Source organism: Paraburkholderia sp. J12 (assembly GCF_905220215.1).
Classification (GTDB): domain Bacteria; phylum Pseudomonadota; class Gammaproteobacteria; order Burkholderiales; family Burkholderiaceae; genus Paraburkholderia.
On record NZ_CAJMZC010000006.1, the window covers coordinates 216,696 to 242,730 of the forward strand.

The 26,035-nt window shown below is 64.8% G+C and carries 19 protein-coding genes and 1 pseudogene; 14 read left to right on the plus strand and 6 right to left on the minus strand.

The genetic code is table 11. The features are described from left to right. Nucleotides 1–170: 170 nt before the first annotated feature. The 7 genes from U5760_RS15995 (at nucleotide 171) to U5760_RS16025 (ending at nucleotide 9,331) form a co-directional block, all read left to right on the plus strand. Entirely contained in the window at nucleotides 171–1,088 is a 918-nt protein-coding gene (locus U5760_RS15995) for a LysR family transcriptional regulator (RefSeq protein ID WP_322013087.1), read from the plus strand. 144 nt (nucleotides 1,089–1,232) lie between these two features. Beyond that, on the plus strand, nucleotides 1,233–2,570 hold the full coding sequence (locus tag U5760_RS16000) for an MFS transporter (protein ID WP_322013089.1): 1,338 nt from the start codon (nucleotides 1,233–1,235) through the stop codon (nucleotides 2,568–2,570). Between the two features lie 97 nt (nucleotides 2,571–2,667). Continuing rightward, nucleotides 2,668–4,806, plus strand: coding sequence for an acetate--CoA ligase family protein (locus U5760_RS16005; protein WP_322013259.1), 2,139 nt, complete (start codon nucleotides 2,668–2,670; stop codon nucleotides 4,804–4,806). A 120-nt stretch (nucleotides 4,807–4,926) separates the two neighbouring features. Then, on the plus strand, nucleotides 4,927–6,264 hold the full coding sequence (locus U5760_RS16010) for a DUF1254 domain-containing protein (protein WP_322013090.1): 1,338 nt from the start codon (nucleotides 4,927–4,929) through the stop codon (nucleotides 6,262–6,264). An 11-nt stretch (nucleotides 6,265–6,275) separates the two neighbouring features. Further along, entirely contained in the window at nucleotides 6,276–7,622 is a 1,347-nt protein-coding gene (locus U5760_RS16015; RefSeq protein WP_322013091.1) for a DUF1254 domain-containing protein, read from the plus strand. A 158-nt stretch (nucleotides 7,623–7,780) separates the two neighbouring features. Next, entirely contained in the window at nucleotides 7,781–8,905 is a 1,125-nt protein-coding gene (locus tag U5760_RS16020) for a porin (protein ID WP_322013093.1), read from the plus strand. Nucleotides 8,906–8,938: 33 nt separating this feature from the next. Further along, nucleotides 8,939–9,331: a BON domain-containing protein gene (locus tag U5760_RS16025; protein WP_322013094.1), complete on the plus strand. Its 393-nt coding sequence runs from the start codon at nucleotides 8,939–8,941 to the stop codon at nucleotides 9,329–9,331. A 10-nt stretch (nucleotides 9,332–9,341) separates the two neighbouring features. On the opposite strand, the gene U5760_RS16030 is transcribed toward U5760_RS16025, so the two are convergent. Then, on the minus strand, nucleotides 9,342–10,259 hold the full coding sequence (locus tag U5760_RS16030) for a LysR family transcriptional regulator (protein ID WP_322013095.1): 918 nt from the start codon (nucleotides 10,257–10,259) through the stop codon (nucleotides 9,342–9,344). A 115-nt stretch (nucleotides 10,260–10,374) separates the two neighbouring features. Here U5760_RS16030 and U5760_RS16035 point away from each other — a divergent pair, with 115 nt between their 5' ends. The 4 genes from U5760_RS16035 to U5760_RS16050 are packed head-to-tail and all read left to right on the plus strand — an operon-like array spanning nucleotide 10,375 to nucleotide 14,724. Next, nucleotides 10,375–11,253 carry an alpha/beta hydrolase gene (locus tag U5760_RS16035; RefSeq protein WP_322013097.1) on the plus strand — a complete coding sequence of 293 codons (879 nt, stop codon included), beginning with the start codon at nucleotides 10,375–10,377 and terminating at the stop codon, nucleotides 11,251–11,253. A 38-nt stretch (nucleotides 11,254–11,291) separates the two neighbouring features. Continuing rightward, nucleotides 11,292–12,710, plus strand: a complete 1,419-nt coding sequence (gene leuC, locus U5760_RS16040) for a 3-isopropylmalate dehydratase large subunit (RefSeq protein ID WP_322013098.1) — start codon at nucleotides 11,292–11,294, stop codon at nucleotides 12,708–12,710. Beyond that, complete coding sequence (gene leuD, locus U5760_RS16045; RefSeq protein ID WP_322013099.1) at nucleotides 12,703–13,341, plus strand: 3-isopropylmalate dehydratase small subunit; 639 nt, start codon at nucleotides 12,703–12,705, stop codon at nucleotides 13,339–13,341. The genes leuC and leuD overlap by 8 nt, the downstream gene beginning before the upstream one ends. 45 nt (nucleotides 13,342–13,386) lie before the next feature. Continuing rightward, nucleotides 13,387–14,724 carry an MFS transporter gene (locus U5760_RS16050; protein WP_322013101.1) on the plus strand — a complete coding sequence of 446 codons (1,338 nt, stop codon included), beginning with the start codon at nucleotides 13,387–13,389 and terminating at the stop codon, nucleotides 14,722–14,724. 9 nt (nucleotides 14,725–14,733) lie between these two features. On the opposite strand, the gene U5760_RS16055 is transcribed toward U5760_RS16050, so the two are convergent. Both U5760_RS16055 and U5760_RS16060 read right to left on the minus strand, forming a co-directional pair. Beyond that, on the minus strand, nucleotides 14,734–16,650 hold the full coding sequence (locus tag U5760_RS16055; protein WP_322013102.1) for a tetratricopeptide repeat protein: 1,917 nt from the start codon (nucleotides 16,648–16,650) through the stop codon (nucleotides 14,734–14,736). 130 nt (nucleotides 16,651–16,780) lie between these two features. Further along, a complete protein-coding gene (locus U5760_RS16060; RefSeq protein WP_322013103.1) occupies nucleotides 16,781–17,275 on the minus strand; it encodes a PaaI family thioesterase in 495 nt (164 codons plus the stop codon). 112 nt (nucleotides 17,276–17,387) lie between these two features. Between U5760_RS16060 and U5760_RS16065 the strand changes: the two genes are divergently transcribed. Next, nucleotides 17,388–18,725 carry a PLP-dependent aminotransferase family protein gene (locus U5760_RS16065; RefSeq protein WP_322013104.1) on the plus strand — a complete coding sequence of 446 codons (1,338 nt, stop codon included), beginning with the start codon at nucleotides 17,388–17,390 and terminating at the stop codon, nucleotides 18,723–18,725. Between the two features lie 586 nt (nucleotides 18,726–19,311). On the opposite strand, the gene U5760_RS16070 is transcribed toward U5760_RS16065, so the two are convergent. Together U5760_RS16070 and U5760_RS16075 are read right to left on the minus strand one after the other, a co-directional pair. Continuing rightward, complete coding sequence (locus U5760_RS16070) at nucleotides 19,312–21,528, minus strand: TonB-dependent siderophore receptor (RefSeq protein ID WP_322013105.1); 2,217 nt, start codon at nucleotides 21,526–21,528, stop codon at nucleotides 19,312–19,314. Between the two features lie 210 nt (nucleotides 21,529–21,738). After that, a pseudogene (locus tag U5760_RS16075) lies at nucleotides 21,739–22,146 on the minus strand (IS5/IS1182 family transposase); the annotation flags it as partial. A 268-nt stretch (nucleotides 22,147–22,414) separates the two neighbouring features. Between U5760_RS16075 and U5760_RS16080 the strand changes: the two are divergent. Continuing rightward, a complete protein-coding gene (locus U5760_RS16080) occupies nucleotides 22,415–23,575 on the plus strand; it encodes a M23 family metallopeptidase (RefSeq protein ID WP_322013106.1) in 1,161 nt (386 codons plus the stop codon). Between the two features lie 172 nt (nucleotides 23,576–23,747). Then, on the plus strand, nucleotides 23,748–24,302 hold the full coding sequence (locus tag U5760_RS16085) for an isochorismatase family protein (protein ID WP_322013107.1): 555 nt from the start codon (nucleotides 23,748–23,750) through the stop codon (nucleotides 24,300–24,302). Between the two features lie 15 nt (nucleotides 24,303–24,317). On the opposite strand, the gene U5760_RS16090 is transcribed toward U5760_RS16085, so the two are convergent. Beyond that, nucleotides 24,318–25,883 (minus strand): MFS transporter, encoded by a 1,566-nt coding sequence (locus U5760_RS16090; RefSeq protein ID WP_415914107.1) that lies wholly within the window; start codon nucleotides 25,881–25,883, stop codon nucleotides 24,318–24,320. Nucleotides 25,884–26,035: the final 152 nt, after the last annotated feature.

Below are 26,035 nucleotides of genomic sequence, written 5' to 3' on the forward strand. Positions count from 1 at the left end.
CTCGATACGGCTTAGCGGCTGGGGAGGTCGCGGGCTTGAGTGTCAAAACGCCGCATGGGGTGGCCAGAGGCGCCGGTTTTGCTGCGGCTCCAGTACGGTGTGGCGGCGAAGTCAAATATCGAGATAATCTTGGGCGTGTCGAACCCAGCCAGCGAACCACGGGAGACTTGATGAATCTTCGCCAGCTCGAACACGTCATTGCCCTGGCGGAGGAGGGCAGCTTTGCGCGTGCGGCGCAGCGCGTTCATTTGAGCCAGCCCGCACTCACGCGCAGCATCCAGACGATCGAAGAGGAGCTCGACGTCGTGCTGTTCGACCGGACCACGCGCGAGGTGCAGATCACGCCCGCCGGCCAGATCGTCATGCAGCGCGCGAAGAAGGTTCTCTTCGAAACACGCTGTTTGCGGCGCGACGTCGACCTGCTGAAGAATCACGAACTCGGCTCGGTCACCTTCGGCGCCGGGCCGTATCCCGCGGCGATGCTGCTGCCCGCGGCGCTGGGAGAGCTGGCCGGCACGCACCCGAGGCTGCGCATCAATGCGGTGGTCGATAGCTGGAAAAACGTGCTTGCGGCGCTCTACGACGAAACGCTCGACTTTCTCGTCATGGACATACGCGGGGCGCAGGTCACGAGCGAAGTCAACGTGATCACGCTGCCGAAATACGAGGCCGCATGGTTCGTGCGCGAAGGACATCCGCTCGCGCGTCGCGCCGGGCTCGAACGCCGCGACCTGCAGGCCTATCCGATCGTCTCGGTGCCCCTCACCGACCCGATGCGCGAGGCGCTGCGCCGGTGGCTGCGCTTCGCGCCGAATCAGGAGATGGAATTCCAGGTGGTCTGCAACGACGTGAACGTGCTGGAGGAGTACGCGCGCAAGACCGATTCGCTATTGCTTCTCAGCACGCAGCCCGTCTGGAATCCCGCGCACATGAAGGGCCTCGTGCCGCTGGCGGTGCCCACCGGCTCGCCGCTCTGGATCCAGTTCGGCATTGTCTATCTGGCGGGGCGCACGCTCTCGCCGGCGGCCGAGCAGGCGATTCTCGCCATTCAGCGCGTGAGCGGCGTCGCACCGCCCAGTCCCGATTAATTTGTCAAACGCATCAATGTCATGCAAATAATGCAATTGAATTATTGGTGGCGCCGTCGTTCAATGTCCCGAACGCAGCAACCTTGACCGCCCGGTCTCCTCCCGGCGGCATAGCGTATAGCCGCGACGGAGACAGGAGACACAATGGCGCCAGAGACCCGTGGCACGGGCCGCCGATGGCTGATCGTCATCGGGCTGTTCAGCTTCCTTGCGATCAATTTCGCCGATAAGGCACTCATCGGTCTTGCTGCCGAGCCGATCATGCGCGAGCTTCATCTGACGCACGGCCAGTTCGGGCGCATTGCCGCCAGCTTCTATCTCTTCTTCTCGCTCTCGTCGCTGCTGGTGGGCTTCATTGCCGACCGCGCGGGGTCGCGCTGGCTGCTGTTCGGCATGGCGGTGATCTGGTCGATCTCGCAGGTTCCGCTGCTGCTCTACGCTGCACCCATCACGCTGATCGTTTCGCGCCTGGTGCTGGGTGCGAGCGAAGGGCCGGCGTATCCCGTGGCCGTCCATGCGCTCTACCAGTGGTTTTTCGATCACGAGCGCGCGTTGCCTTCGGCCATCCTCACGGTCGGCTCCGCTTTCGGCATGGGTTTCGTCGCCCCTCTCATCACGAAGATCATTACCACCTGGGGATGGCATGCGGCGTTTCTCGCGCTCGCCGTGGCGGGACTCGTCTGGAGCGCGCTGTGGCTCGCGATCGGCAAGGATGGGCCGCTGAAGCAGGCGCATGCGGCACAAGGGGCGGTCTCCCCGGCGGCCTCGGCCGATGCGCTGCCCGAGCGCGTGCCGCTCGGCGTGCTGCTCTTCTCGCGGACCTGCGTGGGCGGCGATCTGAACGGCTTTGCGGCCTACGTGCTGCTCACCATGGCCACCATCTGGCTGCCCAGCTATCTCGTGCGGGTAGCGGGTTATTCGCTGATTCAGGTCGGCTGGATCGTGGTGCTGCCGGCGTTCGGGCTCATGGTCTCCTCGCCGCTGCTCGGCTGGTACTCGCAGCGCCTCATGGCACGCGGCGTCTCGAGCCGACATGCGCGCGGCACGCTGGGCGCGGCCGCAGTCGTGATCTCCGGCGCCGCACTCGTGGCGATGCCCATGCTTCCGGCGGGTCCACTGCTCATTGCCATGGTCACCGTGGCGTTTTCGGTGGCGTCGTTTGCGTTCGTGAGCGGGGTGCTGCTGGCGGGCGAGGTGGTGCCGCACGCCCAGCGCGGCGGCGTGCTGGGCATCAACGTGTGCATCTCGACGCTCGCGGGCTTCGCCACGCCCGCCGTGATGGGGCAGATCATCGATCATGCCGCCGATCCGCTCGCGGGCTACCGGCTCGGCATGATGCTCGCCGGCGCGTTCGCGGTGGTCGCCGGCATGGCCGGCGGATGCCTCATCCATCCCGAGGCGGACCGGCGCCGCTTCATCGCCCGGGCCGCGCGCAAGGCGCAAGGCTATGGGGCCGCGTCGCTGGCTTCGGGCCAGCGGTGAGCGCAGCGCCCTTACCGCATCGATTGCATCTATCGCACCTATCGTACCCATCGCATGTCATGCAGGTCTTGTTGAAGGAGCAATGTCAGTGACGAGAATGATCGATCTTTCGCCCCTGTTACGGCCGGCTTCGATTGCCGTGATCGGCGCCTCCGCGGATGCCGCGAAGGTGGGCGGAATGCCGTTGAGGCTGCTGCGCGAGTATGGCTATGCGGGCCGTATCCATGCGGTCAACCCGAAGGCGCAGGAGGTACAGGGCGTGCGGGCGGTGCCCTCGCTCGATGCATTGGACGAGCCTGTGGACCTGGCGATCGTGGCGGTGCCGGCGCAGGCCGCGCCCGATGCGATCGCGCAGATGGCCCGCAACCGCACGCGCGCGGCGGTGCTTTTCACGGCGGGATTCGCCGAAACCGGCGATGCCGGCAGCGCGCTCCAGCAGAGCGTGACCCGCATGGCGGGAGAGGCCGGCATCACGTTGCTCGGCCCCAACTGCCTTGGCTTGATGAACTTGCGCGAGCGGGTTTATGCGACCTTTTCTCCGGTGGCGTTGATGGGCACGCCGCCCGTGGGCAGCGTGGCGCTCGTGAGCCAGAGCGGCGCGTTCGGTGCCTACGCTTTCGCACTCGCGCGCGAAGCGGGCCTCGGCCTGAGCCACTGGATCACCACGGGCAACGAGGCGGGCGTGCAGGTGGCCGACGCCATCGCCTGGCTCGCCGGCGATCCGCAGACCCATGTGATCCTCGCGTATCTGGAAGGCTGTACCGATGGCGCGAACATGCGCCGCGCGCTGGCCGCCGCGCGCGCGGCCGGCAAACCCGTGGTGGTGACGAAGGTGGGCACGACGGCCACGGGCGCGCGCGCCGCCCAGTCGCATACGGCGAGTCTGGCAGGCGAGGACGCCGTGTATCAGGCGGTATTCGACGAATACGGCGTGCACCGCGCCCGGACGCTGGAGGAGTTTTTCCGGCTCGGCCACGCGCTGTCGAAGGGGCGTAGGCCGTGCTCGCGCGCGACGGCCATCGTCACGGTATCCGGCGGCGTGGGCATCATGATGGCCGACCGGGCCGAAGCGCTCGCGCTCACCTTGCCGCCCCTGCCGGTGGAGCACGGCGAGCGCATTCTCGCGCGCATTCCCTTCGCTTCGACTGCGAACCCCATCGACGTGACGGGGCAGGTGGTTGCGCAGCCCGACGTGCTCGCGGACGCACTCGCGGGCGCTGCGCAATGCGGCGCATATGGCAGCGTCGTTGCTTTCGTCGCCGGAGGCGGCAATGTCCCGGCGGCGTGGGAGGCGATCCAGCGCGCGGTGGAGCGCGTAGCAGCGTCGCCCGATCCGGTGCCGCTATTGTTCTCGGGCCTCGTCGACGAGACGAAGCGCCACTGGCTGGAGGCGCACGGCGCGCTGGTGTTCCGCGAGCCCGTGCATGCGATGGAGTGCATCGCGACGCTGCTGCGCGCGGAGGAAACGGCAAATGTACGGCATGCCGAAGCCGGGGCCGGGGCGTTGCCGGTCGCTCCGGCCGTTTCGGTCCCGCTGCCCGCAAGCGTGCCCGACGGTGTGGCGTCGCTCGACGAGGCCGAGGCCATGGGCCTTCTCGCCGATGCCGGGATTGCGGTCGCTCCGTTGCGCGTTGCCGCAATGGCCGAGGAAGCCGTGCAGGCCGCGGCGCAGTTGGGCTATCCGGTTGCGCTCAAGCTGCGTTCGCGCCATGTGCTGCACAAGAGCGATATTGGCGGCGTGCATCTGCGGCTTTCCGATGCCGACGCCGTGCGGCAAGCCTTTGGTGCGATTGCCGATGCGGCGAGGCGCGCAATGCTGCCCGGCGGCTTAGAAGGGGTCGTGGTGGCGAAGATGCTGGACGGCTGGGGCGAGGTGATCGTCGGCCTGCGCCGCGACCCTGTGTTCGGGCCGGTGATGATGACCGGGCTCGGCGGCACCGGCGTCGAACTGGGCCGCACCATGGCCTTCGGTGTCACACCGCTTTCGCACGAACGCGCCCGCACGATGCTCGAAGAGAGCGGCGTTGCGCGGCTCTTGAATGGCCACCGCGGCAAGCCCGTCTTGTCGCTCGACGCGGCTGCATCGACGCTCGTGGCGGTTTCGCGCCTGGGGACCGGTTTGGGCGACGCACTCGACACGCTCGAAATCAATCCGTTCATCGTCACCGCCGAGGGCCTCGTGGCCGCCGACGCGGTGATCACGCTAGACCCACGCGCGGACACGCCGGGCGGCTGAGCCCAGGGCTTCGTTCTTCTGTGCCAGCAGGCTTTGCCGGATGCCCGGCAAAGCGGCCCCGCTCGCCCCTGCGAACGCAGCATGAAGTTTCCGGATTTTCCCCTTTATGGAAAATTTACTATGTACAACCAAACAATGAGCATCATGGAAAAAATGATGGGATCCGACGAAGATCCCCGCGTGGCACTTGTGCGTATGGCCGCGGGCGCGGTGGCGCTTTCGCGCTATCCGGTCGTCGAGTCGGTGAGGACGTGCGCCTTGCATACGCTGCCGCATTCGCGCAGCCCCATGCGCATGCCGTTCAACACGATTCACGCCAGCACGCGGTGCTGGACTCACGAGGATCGCGACGTCGTGACGCCCGCCAACGACTTTCTCTACCTCAACGGCTGGGTCGATCTCTCGAACGGCCCGGTGCAACTCGACATTCCGCCCGTCGACGGCGACCGCTATTTCGTGATCGAACTGCTCGACGCGTTCACCAATAACTTCGTGAACCTGAGTGCTCGCAGTATCGGCCGCCAGGGCGGGCATTTCGTGCTTCACCTCGAAGGCGAGGCGCCCGAGCCGCGGGCCGGCAAGCCGGTGGCCTGCCCCACGCGGCTCGTCTGGCTGCTCGGGCGCGTGCTCGTGCATGGCGAGCGCGATCTCGAAGCGGCACGTCAAGTGGCGAACGCCTTTCGGCTGAGCGGCGAGCCGGTCAGCGGGCCCGCGAGCGTGAGCCGCTGGCACGAGAGCGGCGATGCGGCGCTGGACTTCTTCCAGAACGTTTTCAATTCGCTCGCCGATTTTCCCGTGTGCGAGGACGAAGCGCCGATGTTCGCGCTGCTGCGGCGCGCCGGCGTGAAGTGGCACGCGCAGGTGGACGTGGCCACCTTGCCGGAAACCGTGCAGGAAGGGCTTCGTCTCGGCTACGCTGTGGCTCACCGCCTGATTACGGCCTTCACGGAAAGCCGCACGGGGCGTAGCTGGGTGTACAGCCTCGGCCTTGGCCGCTATGGCCACGATCATCTGTTGCGCGCCTGCACGGCCATGAAGGGGCTGGGCGCGCTGGCCGCAGACGAAGCGGTCTACGCCTCCGCCGACTTCGACGATACCGGTGCGCACCTGGACGGGCGCAACCGTTACGAGCTGTACTTTCCGCCGGGCCAGTTGCCGCCCGTCGATGCCATGTGGTCGCTGTCGCTCTACGGCATGGATCGTTTCTTCGTCGGCAATCCCATCCGTCGCTATGCGATTGGCGACCGCACCCCCGGGCTGCAATACGACGCGGATGGCGGCCTGCGCCTCGTTATCCAGCACGAAATCGACCGCGATTCGCCGCAATCGACGGCGAACTGGCTGCCGGCCCCCGCCGGGGGCTTCTATCTGATCCTGCGTTTCTACCACCCGCAGGCGGCCTTCCTCGAAGGGCGCTACGCGATTCCCGCGATCCACGCGGTCCAGAAGAACGTTTGAGGCCGGAAACCATGTCATCTCTTTCTATCGTCACGCGCACGGCATCGGACGATTTGTTCGACATCGCCCTGGAGGCGGTGCAGTTCACGCTGCCGCTCTACGAAATGGCGCGCATGCGCGCCGCCACTTGCCCGCGCCGCGATCGGGCCGGTCGCGCGGCGGGCACCACGCCGGAATCCACCCAGCGCTGGGCCAATCACTGGGTGCACGCGCGCAAGCTGCTTGGCCCGGCAGACCGGCAGGTCGTCACGCCCAACAACGACACGCTTTATTCGAGTGCCTGGCTCGATCTGGGCGCCGGGCCGCTCGTGATTCGCGTGCCCGATATGGGCACGCGTTACTACGTGCTCGGGCTGCTCGACATGTACACGAACCCGTTCGGTTATATCGGCACGCGGGTGACGGGCAACGCACGAGGCGAGTTTCTGCTGCATGGGCCGCGCTGGCAGGGCGAAGTGCCGGAGGGCGTTCACGTGGTGCGCTGCCCGACCGATACCGTCTGGTTGATCGGACGCCTGCTGGTGGAGGGCGCGGACGACGTGGCCGCCGTCAACGCGTTGCAGGATCAACTGGAATTCGTCTCGCCGCCGGGTAGCGGCGCGCAGGTGCCGAACCTCGTCGATGCCGGTATCGAGCCGCATGAGAAAGTCGGCGATCCGCTGCGTTACGCGAGCGTTGTCAATCGCGTGCTGGCGGAAGCGCCACCGCCATCGGAAGCGTCGGCTGCGCTCGCGCGCTTCGCCGCGTGCGGGATCGGGCCGGGTCTGCCGGGGGAGCGGCTGAGCGTCGCGCAACAGGCGGCGCTTGCGCGGGCGATCGACGAAGTCACGCGGGCGCTTTCTCGGGCGTTGCCCTCCGAGCTGGGCGGCGGATGGTGTCTGCCCGTGGAGTTGCACGAGTCGTTCGGCACCGACTACGTCGCGCGGGCCCAGGTCGCGCTCAGCTATATCGGCGCACTCGGCATCGAGGAGGCGATGTACGTGATGGCGGATCGCGATGCCGATGGCGCGTTGCTCGACGGCGAGGCGCAGTACGTGCTGCGTTTCGTACCGGGCGGCGCGCCGCAGGTCGATGCCTTCTGGTCGCTCACTGCCTACGAGAAAGCGAGTTGCATGCTGGCGGAGAACGCGATTGGGCGCTACTCGATAGGCGACCGCACGCAAGGGCTGTGCTACGACGCCGACGGGGGTTTGCGCATTGCCATTTCCGCCCGCGAGCCTGACGATGCCACGCTGCGGCGCAACTGGCTACCGGCGCCGCAAGGGCAGTTCTATCTGGCGCTGCGGCTGTATATGCCGCGAGCGGCGCATCTTTCGCGGACGTTCGCTTATCCGCCGATCGAGCGAAGGATCGCGTAGGTTTCGCGGTCCGATTCCGCCGGCAAGCGCTCGGCGGTGCCACAGTGCAGTATCGATAGTTTGCCGGGAAGTTATCAATATAAGTAGTCATCCCTATTAATTAAACGAAGACCCGGGCGCATCGCGTGTCGTGGTCGAGGCGATCTGGAGGAGACCGGATGAAACTGAGGTGGAGTGTGATGGCCGTGCTGGGCAGCCTTGCGAGCGTGGCGCAGGCCCAATCGTCGGTGACGCTGTACGGTGCCATAGACGGCGGCGTGCTGTATCAGAACACGTCGGCGGCGACGCTCTCGCCGACCGCGAAGAATACGGGATCGGTCTTCGAGTACAAGGACGGCGGCATTTTCGCGAGCCTGTGGGGCATACGCGGTACTGAAGATCTGGGCGGAGGCTACCGGGTCAACTTCGAACTGCAGGGCGTGTTCAATAGCGGCACCGGCAAGCTGGGTCTCGGCGATACGGCGGGCGTCGGCACTCTGTTCAACCAGCAGGCCTCGGTGGGGATTTCCGGTCCGTTCGGCCGGTTCGACGCGGGGCGCCAGTACGCACCGATCATCTACGCGATGGCGGACACGGACGTTCGAGCGGCGCAGTATTTCGGCAGTATTCTCAGCGCGTGGCTGGGGGTAAACCAGGCGGCGGGCTGGCCGGGCACGAGTTCGAATGCACCGTTGGGCGCCGTCTATGACAGCAACGCGCTCGTCTATCAGTCGCCGAAATTCTACGGCGCCTCGGTGTCGCTCGAGTACGCGCCCGGTGGCGTGGCCGGGCAGATTCAGGGCGGCACGCGAGAATCGGCCGTGCTGAAGTATTCGAACTATGGTCTCAATTTCGCCGCGGTCTACTACAACGCGCACGACACGAACCCGACGGCCACCAGCGTGGCTACCGGACTCGACAACAATCGTTACTACTACCTGGGCGCGCAGTACACGTTTCGCGGACTCTCGGTTTCCGGTTCGTACAGCCTTGCCAGGGATCCCTCGGATACGAGCCGGGTGAACTACGAGATTCTCTCCGCCGGCTTCGGCTACCGCTTCAATCCGTTCTTCAAGATTACTTCGGGCTACTACTACCTGAAAGACCGCAACATTGCGGAGAACCATTCGGGCCTGTTTGCCGTGGGTGCGGAATACAACCTGTCGAAGCGGACGCTGCTCTACGCGCAGCTCGGCTATGTGGACAACAAGGGGACCATGAACCAGGGAATCGTATTCGGGACTCCGGTTGCACCGGGTGCCGCGACGACTGCGGCGATGATCGGCATGCGCCAGAACTTCTGATCGGCGTTTCTTCACATGCATTCGGAGAGGGCAATGAAAAAGAGCAGGGTATTCGGGGCAAGGGCGGCGGCCGTGGCGATGCTGGCCGCGAGCTTCGCAGCGGGCGCATGGGCGGACGATCCGGCCAGTGTGCCGGAGAGCGCAACGGCGTCGGTCACGGCGGCCATGGCGTCGGACGGTACGAGCCCGAAAGCGGCGCGGCAGGCCAATCGCGCGTTGCGCAGAAAGATCTATGCAGCGCTCGCGAAGCACAAGGAGATCGATGCGGGCACCCTCAGCATCACGCCCAAGGGCGGCGCCGTGACGATCAACGGCACGGTGAGCGAAGCGGCGCAGGTCGATGAGGTGGCGGCCATCGTCAGCCAGGTGCCCGGGGTGACTTCGGTGAGCAACCGGTTGATGGTTCAGAGACCCTTCGGTCGATAACCGGGCCGCGTCATACGAGATCGCTTCGGGCCTGCCCGAACGCCGATCGCAAGTAATCGCCGAGAAAATCCACGAAGGTGCGCAACTTGGCGGAGAGCTGGTTGCGCTCCAGATAGATCGCGTGGATATCGGCGTTCGGAAGTGCCCACTCGGCGAGCAGCGGCACGAGTTCGCCGCGCTCGATATACCCCTCTACCTCCCACTGCGAACGGACGACGATCCCGCGTCCGTCGAGCGCCCAGCCTAGCGCGATGCTGCCGTCGTTGCTGGAGAGCGCGCCATCCACTTTCACCGTTTCCGCGCGCTTGCCCCGCGAGAAGTGCCACGTGCCGTAGGCCGAATCGTTCTCGCGCAGCACGATGCACGCGTGACGGGCGAGGTCGTGCGGCGCCGCCGGTTTGCCGTGCTGTTTCAGATAAGCGGGGGAAGCGCACACGATGCGCCGGTTTTTCACCAGCAGCCGTGCATTGATGCGCGCGTCGGGCACCTCGCCGAAGCGGATGCCGACGTCGAACCCTTCTTCCTGAAGGCTCAGCGGCCGGTCGGTCAGATGCAGCTGGATTTTCATCGCCGGAAAGCGCCCGGCGAATTCGGATACGGCCGGCGCGACATGCGTGCGTCCGAAACCAAACGAGGCATTCACGCGCAGCAGCCCGGTGGGTTCGCCGCGGCTGCGTGTCACCCGTTGCTCCAGCTCCGATAGCTCGTCGAGGATGCGCGAGCCGTTCGCCAGATACAGCTCGCCTTCGGGCGTGAGAGAGAGCCGCCGCGTCGTGCGGTTCATCAGCCGCACGCCCAGGCGCCGCTCGAGCTGCGCGAGCCGCTTGCTGACCGCGGGGGGCGTCACGCCGATCTCGCGCGCCGCGGCGGCCAGATTGCGATGCCGCGCGACGAGTGCGAACAGATTCAGATCGGAAAAGGCGTCCATTGCCATGTTCTTCGGACCTTTTGATTCGTTCCTGAAAGTTACGACCGGATTGCTTTTGAGGAAACCCAATCGTGCATGGCATCAATTAGACTGCAAACAACCTTGGGAGACAACGATGTTCGAAGGATTCTCCGATGTTTCGACGCAAGTCGACGGCATCCGGATTCGCGCCCTCCGGAGCGGCCGCGGCCCGGCGCTCCTGCTGCTGCACGGCCACCCGCAAACGCACGCGATCTGGCACAAGGTCGCGCCCGCGCTGGCCGAACACTACACGGTGATTGCCGCCGATCTGCGCGGCTATGGCGACAGCGGCAAGCCCACAGGCGACGCGGATCATGCCAACTACTCGAAGCGCCGCATGGCGCTCGACCAGGTGGCGCTCATGCAACGCCTCGGCTACGGGGCGTTCGCGGTGATCGGGCACGACCGGGGCGGCCGCGTGGCGGCGCGCATGGCGCTCGATCACCCGCAAGCGGTCACGCAACTCGTGACGCTCGACGTCGCCCCTACCGTGGCGATGTACGAGCAGACCTCGTTCGAATTCGCGCGGGCCTATTGGCACTGGTTTTTCCTCGTGCGCCCGGCGCCGTTCCCGGAAACGCTGATTCGCGCCGACCCCGACCTGTATCTGAAGCAGACTATCGGCGCGCGCAGCGCCGGGCTTGCACCGTTCACGCCCGAGGCTTACGCGGAATATCTGCGCTGCCTTTCGGACCCGGCAACGGCGCACGGGATCTGCGAAGACTATCGCGCGTCGATCACCATCGACCTCGAACACGACCGCGCGGATCTTGCCGAAGGCAAGCGCATTGCCTGCCCGTTTCTTGCGCTGTGGGGCGAGGAAGGCGTGGTGGGCCGCTGCTTCGATCCGCTCGCGGAATGGCGCAACTGGAGCGCGGGCGTGACGGGCGAGGCGCTGCCGTGCGGCCATTACATTCCCGAAGAAGCGCCGGCAGCGTTTCTCGACCGCGTGTTGTCGTTTCTGCAGCGTTGATGCGCTCGCCTGATTCTCCTCAGCCGGAATTTTTCGCCATGTCCTCACCCACGCTTTATCGCAAACTGGTCGATTCGCATACCGTATCGATCCTCGACGCGGAGCACGTTCTGCTCTACGCCGACCTGCACATCATGAACGAGTACACGAGCCCGCAAGCCTTCGCAGGGTTGCACGAAAAAGGCCTGCGCGTGCGGCGCCCGCGCCAGCAGATGGGCGTGGTCGATCATGTGATTCCCACGCGGCCCGTGCCGGTTCGTGCCCGCACGATCGAGATCGTCGACGCCGCAAAGCAGGCCGCCAACTTCACGCGAAACTGCGTGGAGCAAGGCATCCATCTGTTCGATATCGACGACCCCATGCAGGGCATCGAGCATGTGGTGGCGCCCGAGATCGGCTTGATCCGCCCCGGCATGGTCGTGCTGTGCGGCGACAGCCACACCACCACATACGGCGCACTCGGCGCACTGGGGTTCGGTATCGGCACGTCGGAAGTCGAGCACGTGCTGGCCACGCAAACGCTTGTCTATCGCGTGGCGAAGGACATGCGCATCGTCGTGGACGGGACGCTGCCGCCGGGCACCACCTCCAAGGATCTCGTGCTGCATATCATCGCGCGCATCGGCGCGCAGGGCGCGCGCGGCTATGCGGTCGAATATGCGGGCGAAGCGATTGCCGCGCTTTCCGCCGAGGCGCGCATGACCCTGTGCAACATGACGGTGGAGGCGGGCGCTCGCGCCGCGCTCATCGCGCCCGATCGCACGACGCTCGACTACGTGCGCAGCAAGGTGCGCGATCTCGATGCGAAAACGCTCGAGGCGGCTTGCGAGGCGTGGTCGCAATTGCATTCCGACGCAGCTGCCGCGTTCGATGTCGAGCACCGCTTCGATGCGACCCTGGTGGCGCCCTATGTCACGTGGGGCACGAGCCCCGACCAGGCGGTGCCCGTGGATGGCCGCATTCCCGACGCGGCAGACGAAAAGGGCCTCGACGGCGCGACGCTGCGCAAGGCGCTCGACTACATCGCCCTGCCGGGTGGCGCGCCGATCGAGGGCACGCCTGTCGACCGCGTCTTCATCGGCTCGTGCACGAATGCGCGGATCGAGGACCTGCGCGCCGTGGCCGAGGTCGTGCGCGGCCGCAAGGTCGCGTCGACGGTGCGGGCGATGGTGGTGCCGGGCTCGGGTCTTGTGCGCGATCAGGCCGAACGCGAAGGCATTGCGCAGCAGTTGATCGACGCGGGCTTCGAATGGCGCCAGCCCGGCTGCTCGATGTGTCTCGCGATGAACGACGACGTGCTCGCGCCGGGCGAGCGCTGCGCTTCGACCACGAACCGCAATTTCGAAGGGCGCCAGGGGCGCGACAGCAAAACCCATCTGATGAGCCCGGCGATGGCCGCCGCTGCCGCGATCGCGGGCCGTATCGTCGATATTCGCAAGGAGTTCGCTCATGACTGAGCCGTTCGTGATCGAGGGCATTGCCGCCCCGTTGCCGGTCAACAACCTGGACACCGACCAGATCATGCCCAAGCAGTTTCTGCTCGGCATCGACCGCTCGGGGCTCGCCCGCGGGCTGCTGCACGACTTGCGTTTCGACGCGGATGGCCGCACCCGCGAAGCTTTCATGCTGAATCGCCCGGAGTACCGCGGCGCGAAGATCCTGCTGGGCGGCACCAACTTCGGCTGCGGATCGAGCCGCGAACATGCCGTGTGGGGCTTGCAGCAGGCCGGTTTCGAAGCCGTGATCGCGCCCAGCTACGGCGAGATCTTCTACTTCAATTCGGCGAACAACCGGCTGCTGCTCGTCACGCTGCCGCAGGCGCAGATCGAAGCGCTGGTGGCCGAAGTGGAGAGCGGCAGTGACAAGCAGTTGTCAATCGACGTCGAAAACGAAGTGGTGGTGACGCCTTCGGGACAGCGCTATCCGTTCGCATTGCCGGCGCGCCAGAAGCGAATGCTGGTGGAGCGGCTCGACATGATCGGCATGACGTTGCGCGAGGCGGCGGCCATCGACGCCTTCGAGGCGCACCATTGGGCCGCGCAGCCCTGGTGCCGTATCGATCTGCCCGCGCAGCAACAGGGCGTTTAGGGCGACATCGATGGCCCCTCACAATACAATAAACAGGAGACAACCATGAGCACTACACCGGTTCCCGGCGCGGACGCCGCATTGGAAACCAGCGTCGTCCGCAAGATTTCGCGGCGCATCACGCCCTTCATCATCGTCCTGTATTTCCTGAGCTTTCTGAATCGCGTGAACGTGGGTTTTGCGGGCCTCACGATGAACCACGACATCGGGCTCAGCCAGGCCATGTTCGGCGTGGGCGCCGGGATTTTCTTCGTCGGCTATATCGCCGCCGGCATGCCTTCGAACCTCGCGCTGCAACGCGTGGGCGCGCGCCGCTGGATCGCACTCCTTATGGTCTTGTGGGGGATTCTTTCTGCCTGCACGGCGTTCGTGACCGGGTCATCCAGCTTCTATACGCTGCGTTTCCTGCTGGGTCTCGCGGAAGCGGGCTTTTTTCCCGGCATCATCCTGTATCTGAGCTTCTGGTTTCCGGCACGCCATCGCGCGTTCGTCACCGCGATGTTCATGACGGCCGCGCCGCTTTCCAACATGATCGGCTCGCCCATTTCCGGCGCACTGATGAACCTGAACGGCGTGGCCGGCCTGCACGGCTGGCAGTGGTTGTTTCTCGTGGAAGGCGCGCCTACCGTGCTGCTCGGCATCGTCTCGTTCTTCTTTCTGACCGACAGGCCCGAGGACGCCCAATGGCTCGCGCCGGCCGAACGCCGGTGGCTTTCCGCCGAGATGCAGCGCGAGCGCGACGCCAAAGCCGCACAAAGTCGGACGAGCGTCTGGGCCGCGGTCAAGGATCCGCGCGTGCTGCTGCTCGCACTCGTCTATGCGGGAACCTCGACGGGGCTGTACGCGATCGGCATCTGGGCGCCGATGATCATTCACCGCTTCGGCTTCGGTTATTTCGAACTCGGTCTCGTGAATGCGATTCCGAACCTGTTCGCCGTCGTCACGATGGTGCTGTGGGCGCGCAATTCCGATCGGACGAACGAACGCCGGCTGCATGTGGCCATTGCGTGTCTTGCGGCCGGCATCGGCATGTTGCTGGCGGGGCACGCGGCGAGTGCCGTCGTGATGATCGTCGGGCTCTCTATCGCCAACTTCGGCATCAACGCGGCCAAGCCGCCGCTCTGGAGCATGCCCACGCAGTTCCTTTCCGGCTCCGCGGCGGCGGCGGGCATCGCGTTGATCAATGCGATGGGCAGCCTGATAGGCGGCACGATCGGTCCGATGGTGATCGGGCGGCTGCGCGACGTCAGCGGCGACTATTCGCTGGGCCTGTATTTCGTGAGTGCGACCCTGCTGGTTTCGGCGGTGCTGTCGTATCTATTCGGGTTGCGGGCACGGCGAGGCGGTGTGCATCCGGCAGGCGACACGGCACCTACCCGTTGAGGGCCGCGGTCAGGCGATACGGTCCAGTTCGGCGCGCACCCGTGCGATGACGCTGTGCCAGTCGCCGGGCGCGGGCTGCCGGAAGATCTTCACGGTGGGGTACCAGGGGCTGTCTTCGCGTGCGAGCAGCCAGCGCCAGCACGTGTCGAAGCGGTTGAGCAGCCACACCGGCTTGCCGAGCGCGCCCGCCAGGTGTGCCACCGATGTATCGACCGAGATGACCAGATCGAGTTGCTCGACGAGCGCGGCGGTTTCGTCGAAGTCGGCGAGCAGGGCGGTGTGGTCGACGAGGTTCGGGCCGTCCCAGCCGCGGGCTTCGAGGTCGCGCAGTTGGGCGGTGGCTGCGGCGCCTTTCTGCAGGCTGTAGAACGTCACGTTGTGGTGCTTCAGTGGGGCGAGCTGCGAGAGAGGCAGCGAACGGCGCTCGTCGAACGGGCGCCGGGGCCCGTTCCCGGCGTGCGTAGCGCCCGCCCATACCAGGCCGACGCGCAGTCCCTCGCGCGGCGCGAGGCGCGTAGCCCATGCCTGCGATGTTTCAGCGGATGGCGCGAGATAGCGGTGCGCCGAAGGCACGGTGTCCAGCGTCGTGCCGAATGCCAGCGGCAGGCTCATCATCGCGCAATGGAAATCGAACTCGGGTAGCGCATCGCCTTGCGCGATCGTCTGGGCGACGCCGGGCATCGCGCGGATCAGCGGGACGAGGGGCGCCTGGACTTGGGCCAGAACGGTGGCGCCGCGTGCGGCGAGCATCGGCAAGTAACGGCAGAACTGCAGCGTGTCGCCCAGGCCCTGCTCGGCATACACCACGATTCGCTTGCCGGCCAGCGCGGCGTCGCCCCGCCATTCGGGCTTGCCCGAGACAAGCTTCGATGTCCTGAGGTTTGGCGTTTTCCAGCGCCATTCGTATTCGCGCCAGCCTTCGCCGTAGTGGCCGAGCGTGAGTTGACACAGCGATCGGTTGAACCGGGCGGAGACATGGTTTGGCGATATCGAAATCGCTTTGTCGTAACACGTCAGTGCGGTGTCGTGATTGCCGCCTGCTTCCAGTGTCATGCCACGATTGCACCACGCATCCGCGTGGTGCGGGTCCAGCGCGATGGCCTTGTCGAATCCGGCCAGGGCTTCTTCGTGACGTTCCGTGAAAAGCAGCAGAATCGCGCGGTTGTTATGGATCTCCGCAAGCGTGGCGTCCAGCGCGAGCGCCTCGTCGTAGTCGTGCAAGGCGGCGTCATGCTGGCCCAGCGCGCGCAATGCGTCGGCCCGCGCGCAGCGAACCAGGGCGTGGCTGCCTGGCAGCCGCAGCGCTTCGTCGTAGCTGGCGAGTGCCTGCGCGTGCTGGCCCGCGTCGGCGAGCGCAAGGCCAAGGTTGAAGTGGGTCGTGCCCTCGCCGGCATTCTGCGCGAGCGCTTCGCGCAAAGCCGCGATGGCTTCTGCGTGACGGCCCAGCTCCCTCAGGGCGACGCCGCGATTGCCCTGAAAGAGGGCATTGCCGGGCACAAGGCGTACCGCGGCGTCATAGTCCGCGAGGGCAAGGTCTGCGTGACCGAGACGGCGGCGGGCGTTGCCGCGGTCGTTCAGGGCTGGCGCATGGTCGGGCTGGAGCCTCAGCGCTTCCGTGTAGCAACCGATGGCCGCTTCGTATTGGCCGGCGGCCTGCTGCGCCTGGCCCATCAGGTTATGCGCGGCTGCCAGATCCCGGTTGGCGGCAATCGCCCGGCCGATCCAGTCGATCGCCTCTGCCACGGCGCCGGAGTCGAGTGCGATGAACCCGAGAAAGAGCGGCGCCTCGCACGATTGCGGCGCGAGTTCGTGTGCGCGCAGGCATAGCTCCCGTGCTTCGGTTGCATTGCCGCCTTGGTAGAGTGCAGCGCCGCGCAGCACCAACTGGTGCGCCTCGGCTTCGGCGTCGATGTTCGAAGAGGTCACGTGAATCCGGCTAACGGGCGCGAACCTGGCGAGGGGCCTTGGTTACGCCGGCTCCTCTGGTTCTGGATGCCGCAGTTTACCGCCTGTCTGGCCCGCTCGACCATTCGCGCGCGATCAACCGGTATCCGCCTCAGCGCCCCTGCGCGCGTTCTCCGCGCAAGGTCATCACCGCGCTCGTTATCGTCGCGGCAAGTTTGCCGTCGTCGCGCTCCACGTCGCACCGGTAATGGCTGATCGTTCTGCCGCGATGCTCGGCCCATGCACGGGCCCGCAGGCGCGATTGCCACACGGGGCGCAGAAAGGTCGCCTTGAGGTCGATGCTGGTGAAGCTCTCGCCGGGTTCCATCAGCGTCGAATGCGCCGTGCCGATGGCGGCGTCGGCCAGTTCGCAGAGCAGGCCGCCATGCACCGTGCCTTGCTGATTGCCGTGCAGCGCGGCATCGGCATCGATTTCGATCACGGCCAGCGCCTCGCCGATTTCGGCAATGCGCAATTTCAGCAGCGCGGAGATCGCGGTGGGATAACGCATGTGCGTTACGGTGCCCTCGGCGAGATCGCCCGCCAACTGGCGCTGCAGATACTCCAGCACGGTAACGTGGCGCGGCAGGTTTTCCATCGTGGTCATATCGGCTCCGGCATGAGCAGAAGATGTTTCGGGCGGCGCAAGCGACGCGCCTCGCCTGCCACCCTAATTCGATAGACTAGGACGATCAAACAATTGTCCTGGAGACAATCCCATGACCCCGACCCGGGTGGACGCCGTCGCCGAGGCACTGGAAGCCGATATTCGCCGCGGCCGGCTGCCGCCGGGCACGCTGCTGCCCACGCACCGGCAACTCGCCGCGCGCCACGGCATTGCCATCGCGTCGGCCACGAAGATCTATGCGCGGCTGCAGGCATTGGGTCTGGTCGTGGGCGAAACCGGCCGCGGCACGTTCGTGCGCGATCGTCCGCACGAGCGCGAGTGGGATGCGGGCGACGAAGCGCGCAGCCCCGGTGCGGTCGATCTGTCGTTCAATCACCCGTACTGGCCCGGGCAGGCGGACCTGCTGCGCGCGACGCTGCGCGACCTGGCGACGAGCGGCGATCTCGCTTCGCTCATGCATCAGCAGCCGCCCGGCGGGCGGTTGCACGAGCGCGGCATCGTCGCGGATTTTCTGGCGAAGTCGCGTGGCATTCGCGTTGGCGCGGAACAGGTCTTTCTGGTGCTGGGCGCGCAGCAAGGTCTCGACATTGCGACGCGTGCGCTGTTGCAGCCGCACGATGCCGTTCTTGTCGATGCGTTGACCTATCCAGGCTTCCGGATGCTCGCGAAGGCGCAGAAGCTGGCAATACGTCCGGTGCCGGCACTCGCGGGCGGTTCCGATCTCGATGCGCTCGATGCACTGTGCGCCCGCTACAAATCACGCGCGATCTATACGATGCCCACCTTGCACAATCCGCTGGGCTGGGTCCTTTCGACGAAGCAGCGCCGGCGCCTCGTTGAGATTGCGCGCTGCTACGATTGCCTGCTGATCGAAGACGCCGCCTATGCGTGGCTCGTGGCCGATGCGCCGCCGCCTTTGGCGGCACTGGCGCCCGAGCGTACCGTGTACGTCTCCAGCCTCTCCAAGAGTCTCGCGAGCGGACTGCGCTTCGGCTACGTCACCGTGCCGGTGGACTGCACGGCGCGCATCAAGGCGACGATACGCGCGAGCTACTGGAGCCTGCCGAGCCTCGTTACGGCCATCGCCACGCGCTGGATCGGCGACGGCACGGTGACGCGACAGGAAGCGCTGCTGCGCCGGGAGGCGCGCCGCAGGCAAGGCGTGGCGCGCGCCGTGTTCGCGGGGATGGACGTGGTGGCGCATCCGGATTCGATGTTCGTCTGGTTGCGCTTGCCCGACGATCTGCGCGCGGACCGCATTGCCACCGCACTCGCTGCGAACGGCATTGCCGTGTCGAAAGCGGAGTCCTATGCGACGACCCGTCAGGTGCCTCGCGCGCTGCGTCTCGGCCTGAGCTCCGTTCCGCTGGAGACACTCGAAACCGTGCTCAAGCAAGTGCGCGACACCATTGCACGGTTCCCTGTCTGAAGCCTCGCGGCGGCCCATGCGGGTCCGGTTCGTGTCAACGGAAAATTAGTAATAATTTTCGGGATTCATGCCGCACTGCACGATATTTTTCCCGCATACAAGGCTTTTCCAGCTGTACAAGGGAATCTACCAAGATGGCCAGCCAGTAATAATGAATAATATTATTAGCGCCGACGCCTTCTGACTTCACCCGAGGCGAGGTGCCTGCGCCCGACGATTCTCGTATCTCCGGTCAGTAATTGGCACATAGTCGCTCTGTGCTTGCGGTGCGCACAGAGCGAGCATCCCGGGAATGTCGTGGAGTTGATAGTAGTTCGAAGAACTGCAAGGCGGTTTAGCGGCTGTTCACGACGACTCCTGACCTTGAGGGCGCGGCGGCGCCCGGTTGACGTAAGGATGGGGTTGCCGCTGCCCCCTGCCTGGCCCCCCTGAGAGGGGGCTGCATGCGCGCCCGCAGGCTGCGCGTTGGCACGGCACGAACATAGCCGGTTAGCGAAGAAGCGGGCGCCAGGCGACAAGACGGGTTATCTCGCCGGATGACTGCCCGCTTGCGTTGGGACTGGCCGTGACGTGTTGCGGTTCGCGCTCAGAAGTCAGCGTGAAGCGTCACGAAAGCACTGAGTGATTCGCCGACATACGCGCCAGCGGCATTTGCAGCGACAAAATAACGGCGAGCGGTGAGATTGTGCACATTGACGTCGATACCCCAGCGGTGCGCATCATAACCAGCCGCAGCATTGACGATCACATAAGCAGGAATGGAATTGACATTCGTGATGTCGCTGAAGGTCCGGCTGACGTAGTTCACGCCCGCACCAACATGGAAGCCCGGAATTCCCGAAATCGAAAAATCATAGGTACTCCAGAGGTTTGCCATATAGGCAGGCGCGCCCTGCGGATGATTGCCGATCGAAGTCACGCCCTGCGGGTTATCGGTGATCTTGGCATCCTGTGCCGTGAAGTTTGCAATGACGTGCCATTGCGGCAGGATTGACGCATCAAGCGAGGCCTCGGCGCCTTTCGTCCGCTGGCTGTCGAACACGACGCTCTCCACCCCATTGATGGTCGTGAGCGTGGCGACGTTATCGCGAGAAACATCGAACAGGGCGGCATTTGCCACGTACCGGTCATCGAGAAACGAGAACTTCACGCCCGCTTCATATTGCAAGGCCGATTCAGGCGCACCGATGCCGTTCTGGGTATTTTCCGAGTTGAAGTTAGCCAGATGGCTTTTCGAAACGCCGACATACGGCGACATCCAGGGCAGGACTTTATACAGCATGCCCACATTCCAGCTAACCGGCGCATCGTTGCGCGTGTCCGTCACGCCGGCGACCAGCGGTTGCCCTTGCGTATCGAAGCGGCCTGGCACCGTGATATTCGGCGTGAGCGACGTATCCCACCAGTCCTTCCGTACGCCGGCGCGCACCTTGAGTTTGTCCGTCACGTCGATCTGGTCCGTTGCGTAGAGGCTGTAGTAGTTCGCCACCAGATGATCGTTGTCGCACGAATGTTTCGAATCGCAGAGGAAGGTCAGACCCGCGAGCGACGTTTCGGGCGGCACCGGCGCGAAAGCATCGGGAATGTTCGGCAGATCGGCCGTGGTGCGCTCGGTATCGATAACCTGATGCTGATACTCGAAGCCCGTGAGCAACGTGTGATTGACGCTCCCCGTGCCGAACCGCCAGACCGGTTCGAGTTGATAGTCGAAGCTGTTGTCCGAATCGTCCTGCTGGCGCAACTGCCTGCCGACGACCTCATCGCCGCTGACTTTCGTGCTGGTGCTGTCACCGTTGCCGAGCACGTCGAGGCTGCGATGGAGATACGAAAAGCGATTATTGATCGTCAGTATGTCGCTGATCTTCCATTCATCGCTCAGCGTCGGGCGCAAGTAAGTCCCACGTGCGAAAGCGAACGGCGTCGAATATTTCGCGTCGATCGGCACGTTTGTGATCGGGGAGCCATGAAAATAGATCAGGCCGTACGAATCGGGCGTTTCGTGGATGTCGCGCGCGTCCAGTGAAAAATTGATCTTGTGGTTATCCAGCTTCCATTCGAACGCCGGGCGGATTTCCCGGTCGCGGCTCGCGAGATCGCGAAATCCGTCCGTGCGCGAAAGGGTTGCGTCTACCCGATAGTTCAATCCGGCAATGCCTGTTGGGCCGGTCACGTACCCACTGCCCGAAACCGTGCCGAACGAACCTGCCTGTACATTGCCGCCATAGTGAAACTGGTCGGACGGCGTGTAGTGGACGATATTGATCGAACCGCCCGGCGGCCCGCTGCCAAGCAGCGCGGAGCCGGGACCTTCCAGCACTTCGACGCGCTCCACGCCATTCAGCGAATGCGAAATGCCGCCCAGCAGATCGCCGTCGGAGAATCCGTCGTTATAGATCTGTGCATTCAGGCCGCGAATCAGGAAATGGTCGTAATAACCTTTGGTATCCTGACCACCGACATTCACGCCGCTGGCATTGCTCACGCTCTGGCGCAGCATCGTGGCGCCTTGCTCGGCCATCAGCGCGCGTGGAATCGTCTGCACGCTGGCAGGCAAATCCTTGAGCGCCGTTCCCGTTTTGCTCACGCTGGCGGTCTGATCCGGGTCATCGACATTGTCGTTGCGGACGCCCGGACCGGGTGTTGCTGCGCGCACCTGTATTGGCGGCAGGGTGGGTGTGTCTGTCGCCGTTGCGCTTACCGGTTGCTGCGCAGCGGCGGGGCGGGCTAGCGACATCGCAACAAGCATGCTGCCGAGGGCAATATTCTTTCGCTGCGCCGACTTCCTCGCGTTGATTTTCCTCACTTCCCGTGCTCCTTAAACTGTTGTTCGTTCTGGAATCGCAGCGGCTACATGCGATGCTGCGGTGGCTTGTCAGCTCGCCACTTTTATTGTCGTAAATGAAAACAATAATCATTAACGACTCCATTAAACGAACCTGCTCGCGACTTATTCCTCGCGTCGAGGCGCGTTGTTGTTACGGTGTGTTACAGCGGAATTCAGGGCCTGTTCACACTATCCGAGCCCATCCACGACGAGCGCGAAATTGGTGAAGGCGAGGAACATCACGTCCAGTTTTTCGAACCGGGAAAAGATACGACGGAAGCCTTTGAGGCGGCGACACAGGCGCTCAACTTCCATTAAGAGGTGCAATGGCCGACTGGGCGGTCCCGGGCTTTGCAGCAGGGCGCGTCCTTCCGGCGCGTCGCCAGCCTGGCCGGGCGACAGCGCGAACGTTACGGCTGTTCGAGCATCCGCGGCAACCCTATGAATCCTGGTAGTCCATCCGCCACGGGATTTTCCAATGGACTGTGGTCCGTTTTTTTTTAATGCGCCGGTACCATCAGGATGAACCTTGACCACCGTGCTATCCAGCGAGACCGCTTCAATCCTGATGCGAACGATCTGCTCACGCTGCAATTCCAGGAGAGCGATTGAAGTTTGCTTATCTCAAATTGAGACTTGACTGATTTTCGGCGCTAGTCCCGCTCCGTATGCTGACGGTTCCTGTTGCGGGATTGTCTAGTGCGAGGGGGTAACCTGACTATTGGGTTTTCGGTCCATTCGGTTTCCATCCTCTGTCGTGTGTTTCGAGCGCCGTCATCCAAGCCTGCAGCCTGTATCCCGACTGTGAGGTTTTGACATGATGTCGTTGCACTCTCTCCGCAATGCTTGTAAGGGCACGCAAGCTATGGTTGACAAAGCGAGCCATGCGCTGCGTTCCCGATATAGATTTTTGGCGGACGCCGTTGCGGGGGCAGCCGTGCTGTGCGGCGTAGTTGCCATGCTGGGCGTCTCGGCCTCGGCTACGGTGCCGGAAGCATTCGGTCCCGTAAAAGCATCCCGTGCCATCCCGCTTGTCCAGGGCGGAGGCGCGCCGGCTCCGCAACCCATCGAATGGATCGGGCAGGTTTTCACAGGCTGGGCCGGTATTTCCAGCCAGTCCAGCGAGGGAATCCGCGTAGCTCCTGAGCGTTCGCTATCGGATACGGCGCCGCTTGTCATGCCGCAAGCCGATGGTGGTTCATACGCTGGGCAAACCGAGGGCACCTTGCTCGACTCCCTGGCGCGGGCCGGTGTGCCTGAAGAGATGCAGCAGCAGATCGTGCGTATCTTTTCGGCGCGCGTCGACTTCGCCGCACCCGCGCGGACGGGCGACAGCTTCCGCGTTATCTACGAGCGCGACGACACGGCGGCACAGCACAAGCGTGTGGCAGCCGTCGAACTCCATTCGGGCGGGGAGGTTTATCGTGCCTTGTGGTTTGTCGCGCCGGGGCACGCCAGTGGCGACTATTACTCATTCGACGGACAACGATTGGCCGCCGAACCCTTTTCGATGCCGGTCGATAACGCGCGGATCAGTTCGTCCTTCGGTTACCGGAACCATCCGGTCAAGGGCAAGCGCCATATGCATACCGGTGTCGATCTCGCCGCGGCGAAGGGGGCGCCCGTTTTCGCAGCCGCCTCAGGCGTCGTGCAGTTCATCGGCTCCGAAAAAGGATATGGCAAGTATGTTGTGCTTCGCCATTCGCAGGGTTACACGACGTACTATGCGCATCTGTCGGCCTTTGCCCAGGATTTGCGGGTCGGCGCACCGGTGACGGAAGGACAACGGCTTGGCGCGGTAGGTCGCTCCGGCACGGCCACGGGGCCCCATCTGCATTTCGAAGTGCGTCTGCACAATCAACCCACCGATCCGCTGACGCTGACGGGCCGAACCCGTGCTCTGCCGCTCACGGCCAGTGAGCGCGTCGCGTTCGAGGACGCGGCCACGGCCATGCAAACTCAGCTCGCGGCGTTGCCGGTTGATTCCCCGGTTGTCCGGACGGCGTCGCATGCGGGGGCGCACTAATGCGGCGAACGGCGTCGGCCGCGCGCCCGGGTGCCCTTTATATGTTGGCTCGATAGTGGGTAAGTTATCGCCCCACGGGAAACGCAATGCCCCCAGGGCTGGGCAATCCGCGCATTTGCCGGCGCGATGCCTTCTGGGGATAATCGGCTTTTCCCGCGCGAGGTCTCGATCCGTGACTACGCTCATCAATCGCCCCCATACCGCACTTCTCGTGATCGATCTTCAGAACGGCGTAATCGCGCAAGCCTGGCGGCGCCAGGAGGTGCTCGGCGCCGTTGCCGGTCTCATCGAGCGGGCACGCGCTGCGCAGGTGCCCGTGGTCTGGGTCCGGCACTCGGACGAAGATTTGCCGCGCGGCAGCGAAGCATGGCAGATCGTCGAGGAGCTCGCTCCCGCGCCCAATGAGGCGATCGTCGAAAAGAACTGGCGCGACGCGTTCGAAGCGACCGAGCTCGAAGCGGTGCTCTCGGCGCTGGGCGTCGGCAAGCTCATCGTGACAGGCGCGCAGACGGACATGTGCATCCGCTCGACGCTGCACGGCGCCCTCGCGCGCGGCTACGACGCCCTCCTCGTAGGCGACGCGCACACCACCGAAGACCTGACGCAATGGGGCGCGCCGCCGCCGGAAGGCGTGATCCGCCACACCAATCTTTACTGGGCGAATCAGCGAGCGCCGGGACGCTCGGGCGGCGTTGCCGAAAGCCAGGACGTGAGCTTCGCGCGCTAGCTTTTTGCTTGCCGCTCAGTTGGCCGGCCTTCTGCCCGAGAACATCAGGAAACTGGCCGTCGCAAGTACCCACGCGGCAATGCCGCCGTACAGCATGACCCATCCAAACCCGTGAGCGAGCGCGGCGCGGCTGATCGTCGCCACGGCTTCGGCGGGCATGTTGCCCCATGCGCCCGCATCGGCGTCCTGGAGTTTGCCCGATGCAATGCCGTTGGCGAGCGCACGCCAGGGCGCGGCGCCGGGCAGGCCGGTCGAGGCCGTCTCCAGATAGTGCTGCACCCCCTGCACCAGCAGAAAACCCATCACGGCGATGTTGATGGCGAGCGAAATCATCCGCGCGCTCATGTCGATGCCCGAGGCCATGCCGGCACGCGCGCTCGATACCGAACCCGTGGTGGTGTTGGTGACGGGCGTATTGGTGATGCCCAGCCCCGCACCGGCGAGCACACAGCCCGGCAAAACGGTGAGCCAGCTGGCATGCGCCGCGCTGCTGCCGAACCTCATCGCAAAGAATCCCAGCCCGATCACGAACAGCCCTGTTGGGATCACCACGCCTGGCCGATACCGCAACGCGAGCCGCTCGCCGATGGGCGGAAACACGAGCGTCGGCAGGGTATAGGCGAGCAGCGAAACGCCGGCCGCGACCGCGTCATAGCCCAGCGCACTCTGAAAATAGATGGGCAAATAGATGATGAACGGCCAGAAGCTGAAATTCATGCCCGCCGAGCCGAACAGCGCGCCCGAGAAATTGCGCACCCGAAAGACCGAGAAGTCGAACATGGGATGCGCGATGCGCGTTTCCACGAAAAGAAACGCCAGGAAGCTGACCACGCTCGCGCCGACCACGGCCAGCGCCGGCGCGCTGAGAAAACCGGCTTCCGCCCCTTGCGTCACGAACCACGCGAGACCCAGCACGGAGAGCGACAAGGTGACGGTGCCCGCGAGATCGAGCTTTCGCGCCTGCGGATCGCGCGACTCCTGCACGCCCGCGAGGGCGAGCCCGAACGTGACGAGGGCGATGAAGACATGCGCCCAGAAGACCCACCGCCAGTTGGACGCCGCGACGATCAGACCGCCGATCAGCGGCCCGAAGCCCAGTCCGATACCGAAGATGATGCCCCACATGCCGAACGCTCTGGCGCGTTCGCGGCCTTCGGGAAACTGATGCGATAACACCGAAACGAGGCCAATGAGCATGGCGCCGCCGCTCGCGCCTTGCACGAAGCGGGCTGCGATCAGCACGGGCGCATTCCACGCGAGGCCGCACAGCAGCGAAGCGAGGCCGAACAGCACGATCGTCACGAGGAACACGCGCCGGCGGCCGAAGCGGTCCGCGAGGGTTCCGGTGGCCATGAGCACCGATGTGCACGCAATCGTGTAGGCATTCATGATCCATTGAAGGGCCCTGAAATCGCCATGCAGCACGCGCTCCAGCGTGGGCAGGATCACGGGCACGCTGGAGATTTCGAGGCCGAACATCAGCGCGGCAAGACACACGGCGAGTAACGCAACGGTGTTCCGGGTAGCCGTGGAGCGGGCCGCGGGAGACACGGCCGCTGGTTCGATTTCGCATACCTGCATGGTGGACTGACTCCGCGAAGTGGGTCGGGGCGCTTCGTGCGCCGGAATGCGGCTGCGCGAGCCGCCGTCGTCACCATCCAGCTTATGGGAATATGATTCCCGTATTGACGCATCTCCTTCCCGCTTCGCGATCCCGGTGGGAACCAATCCGA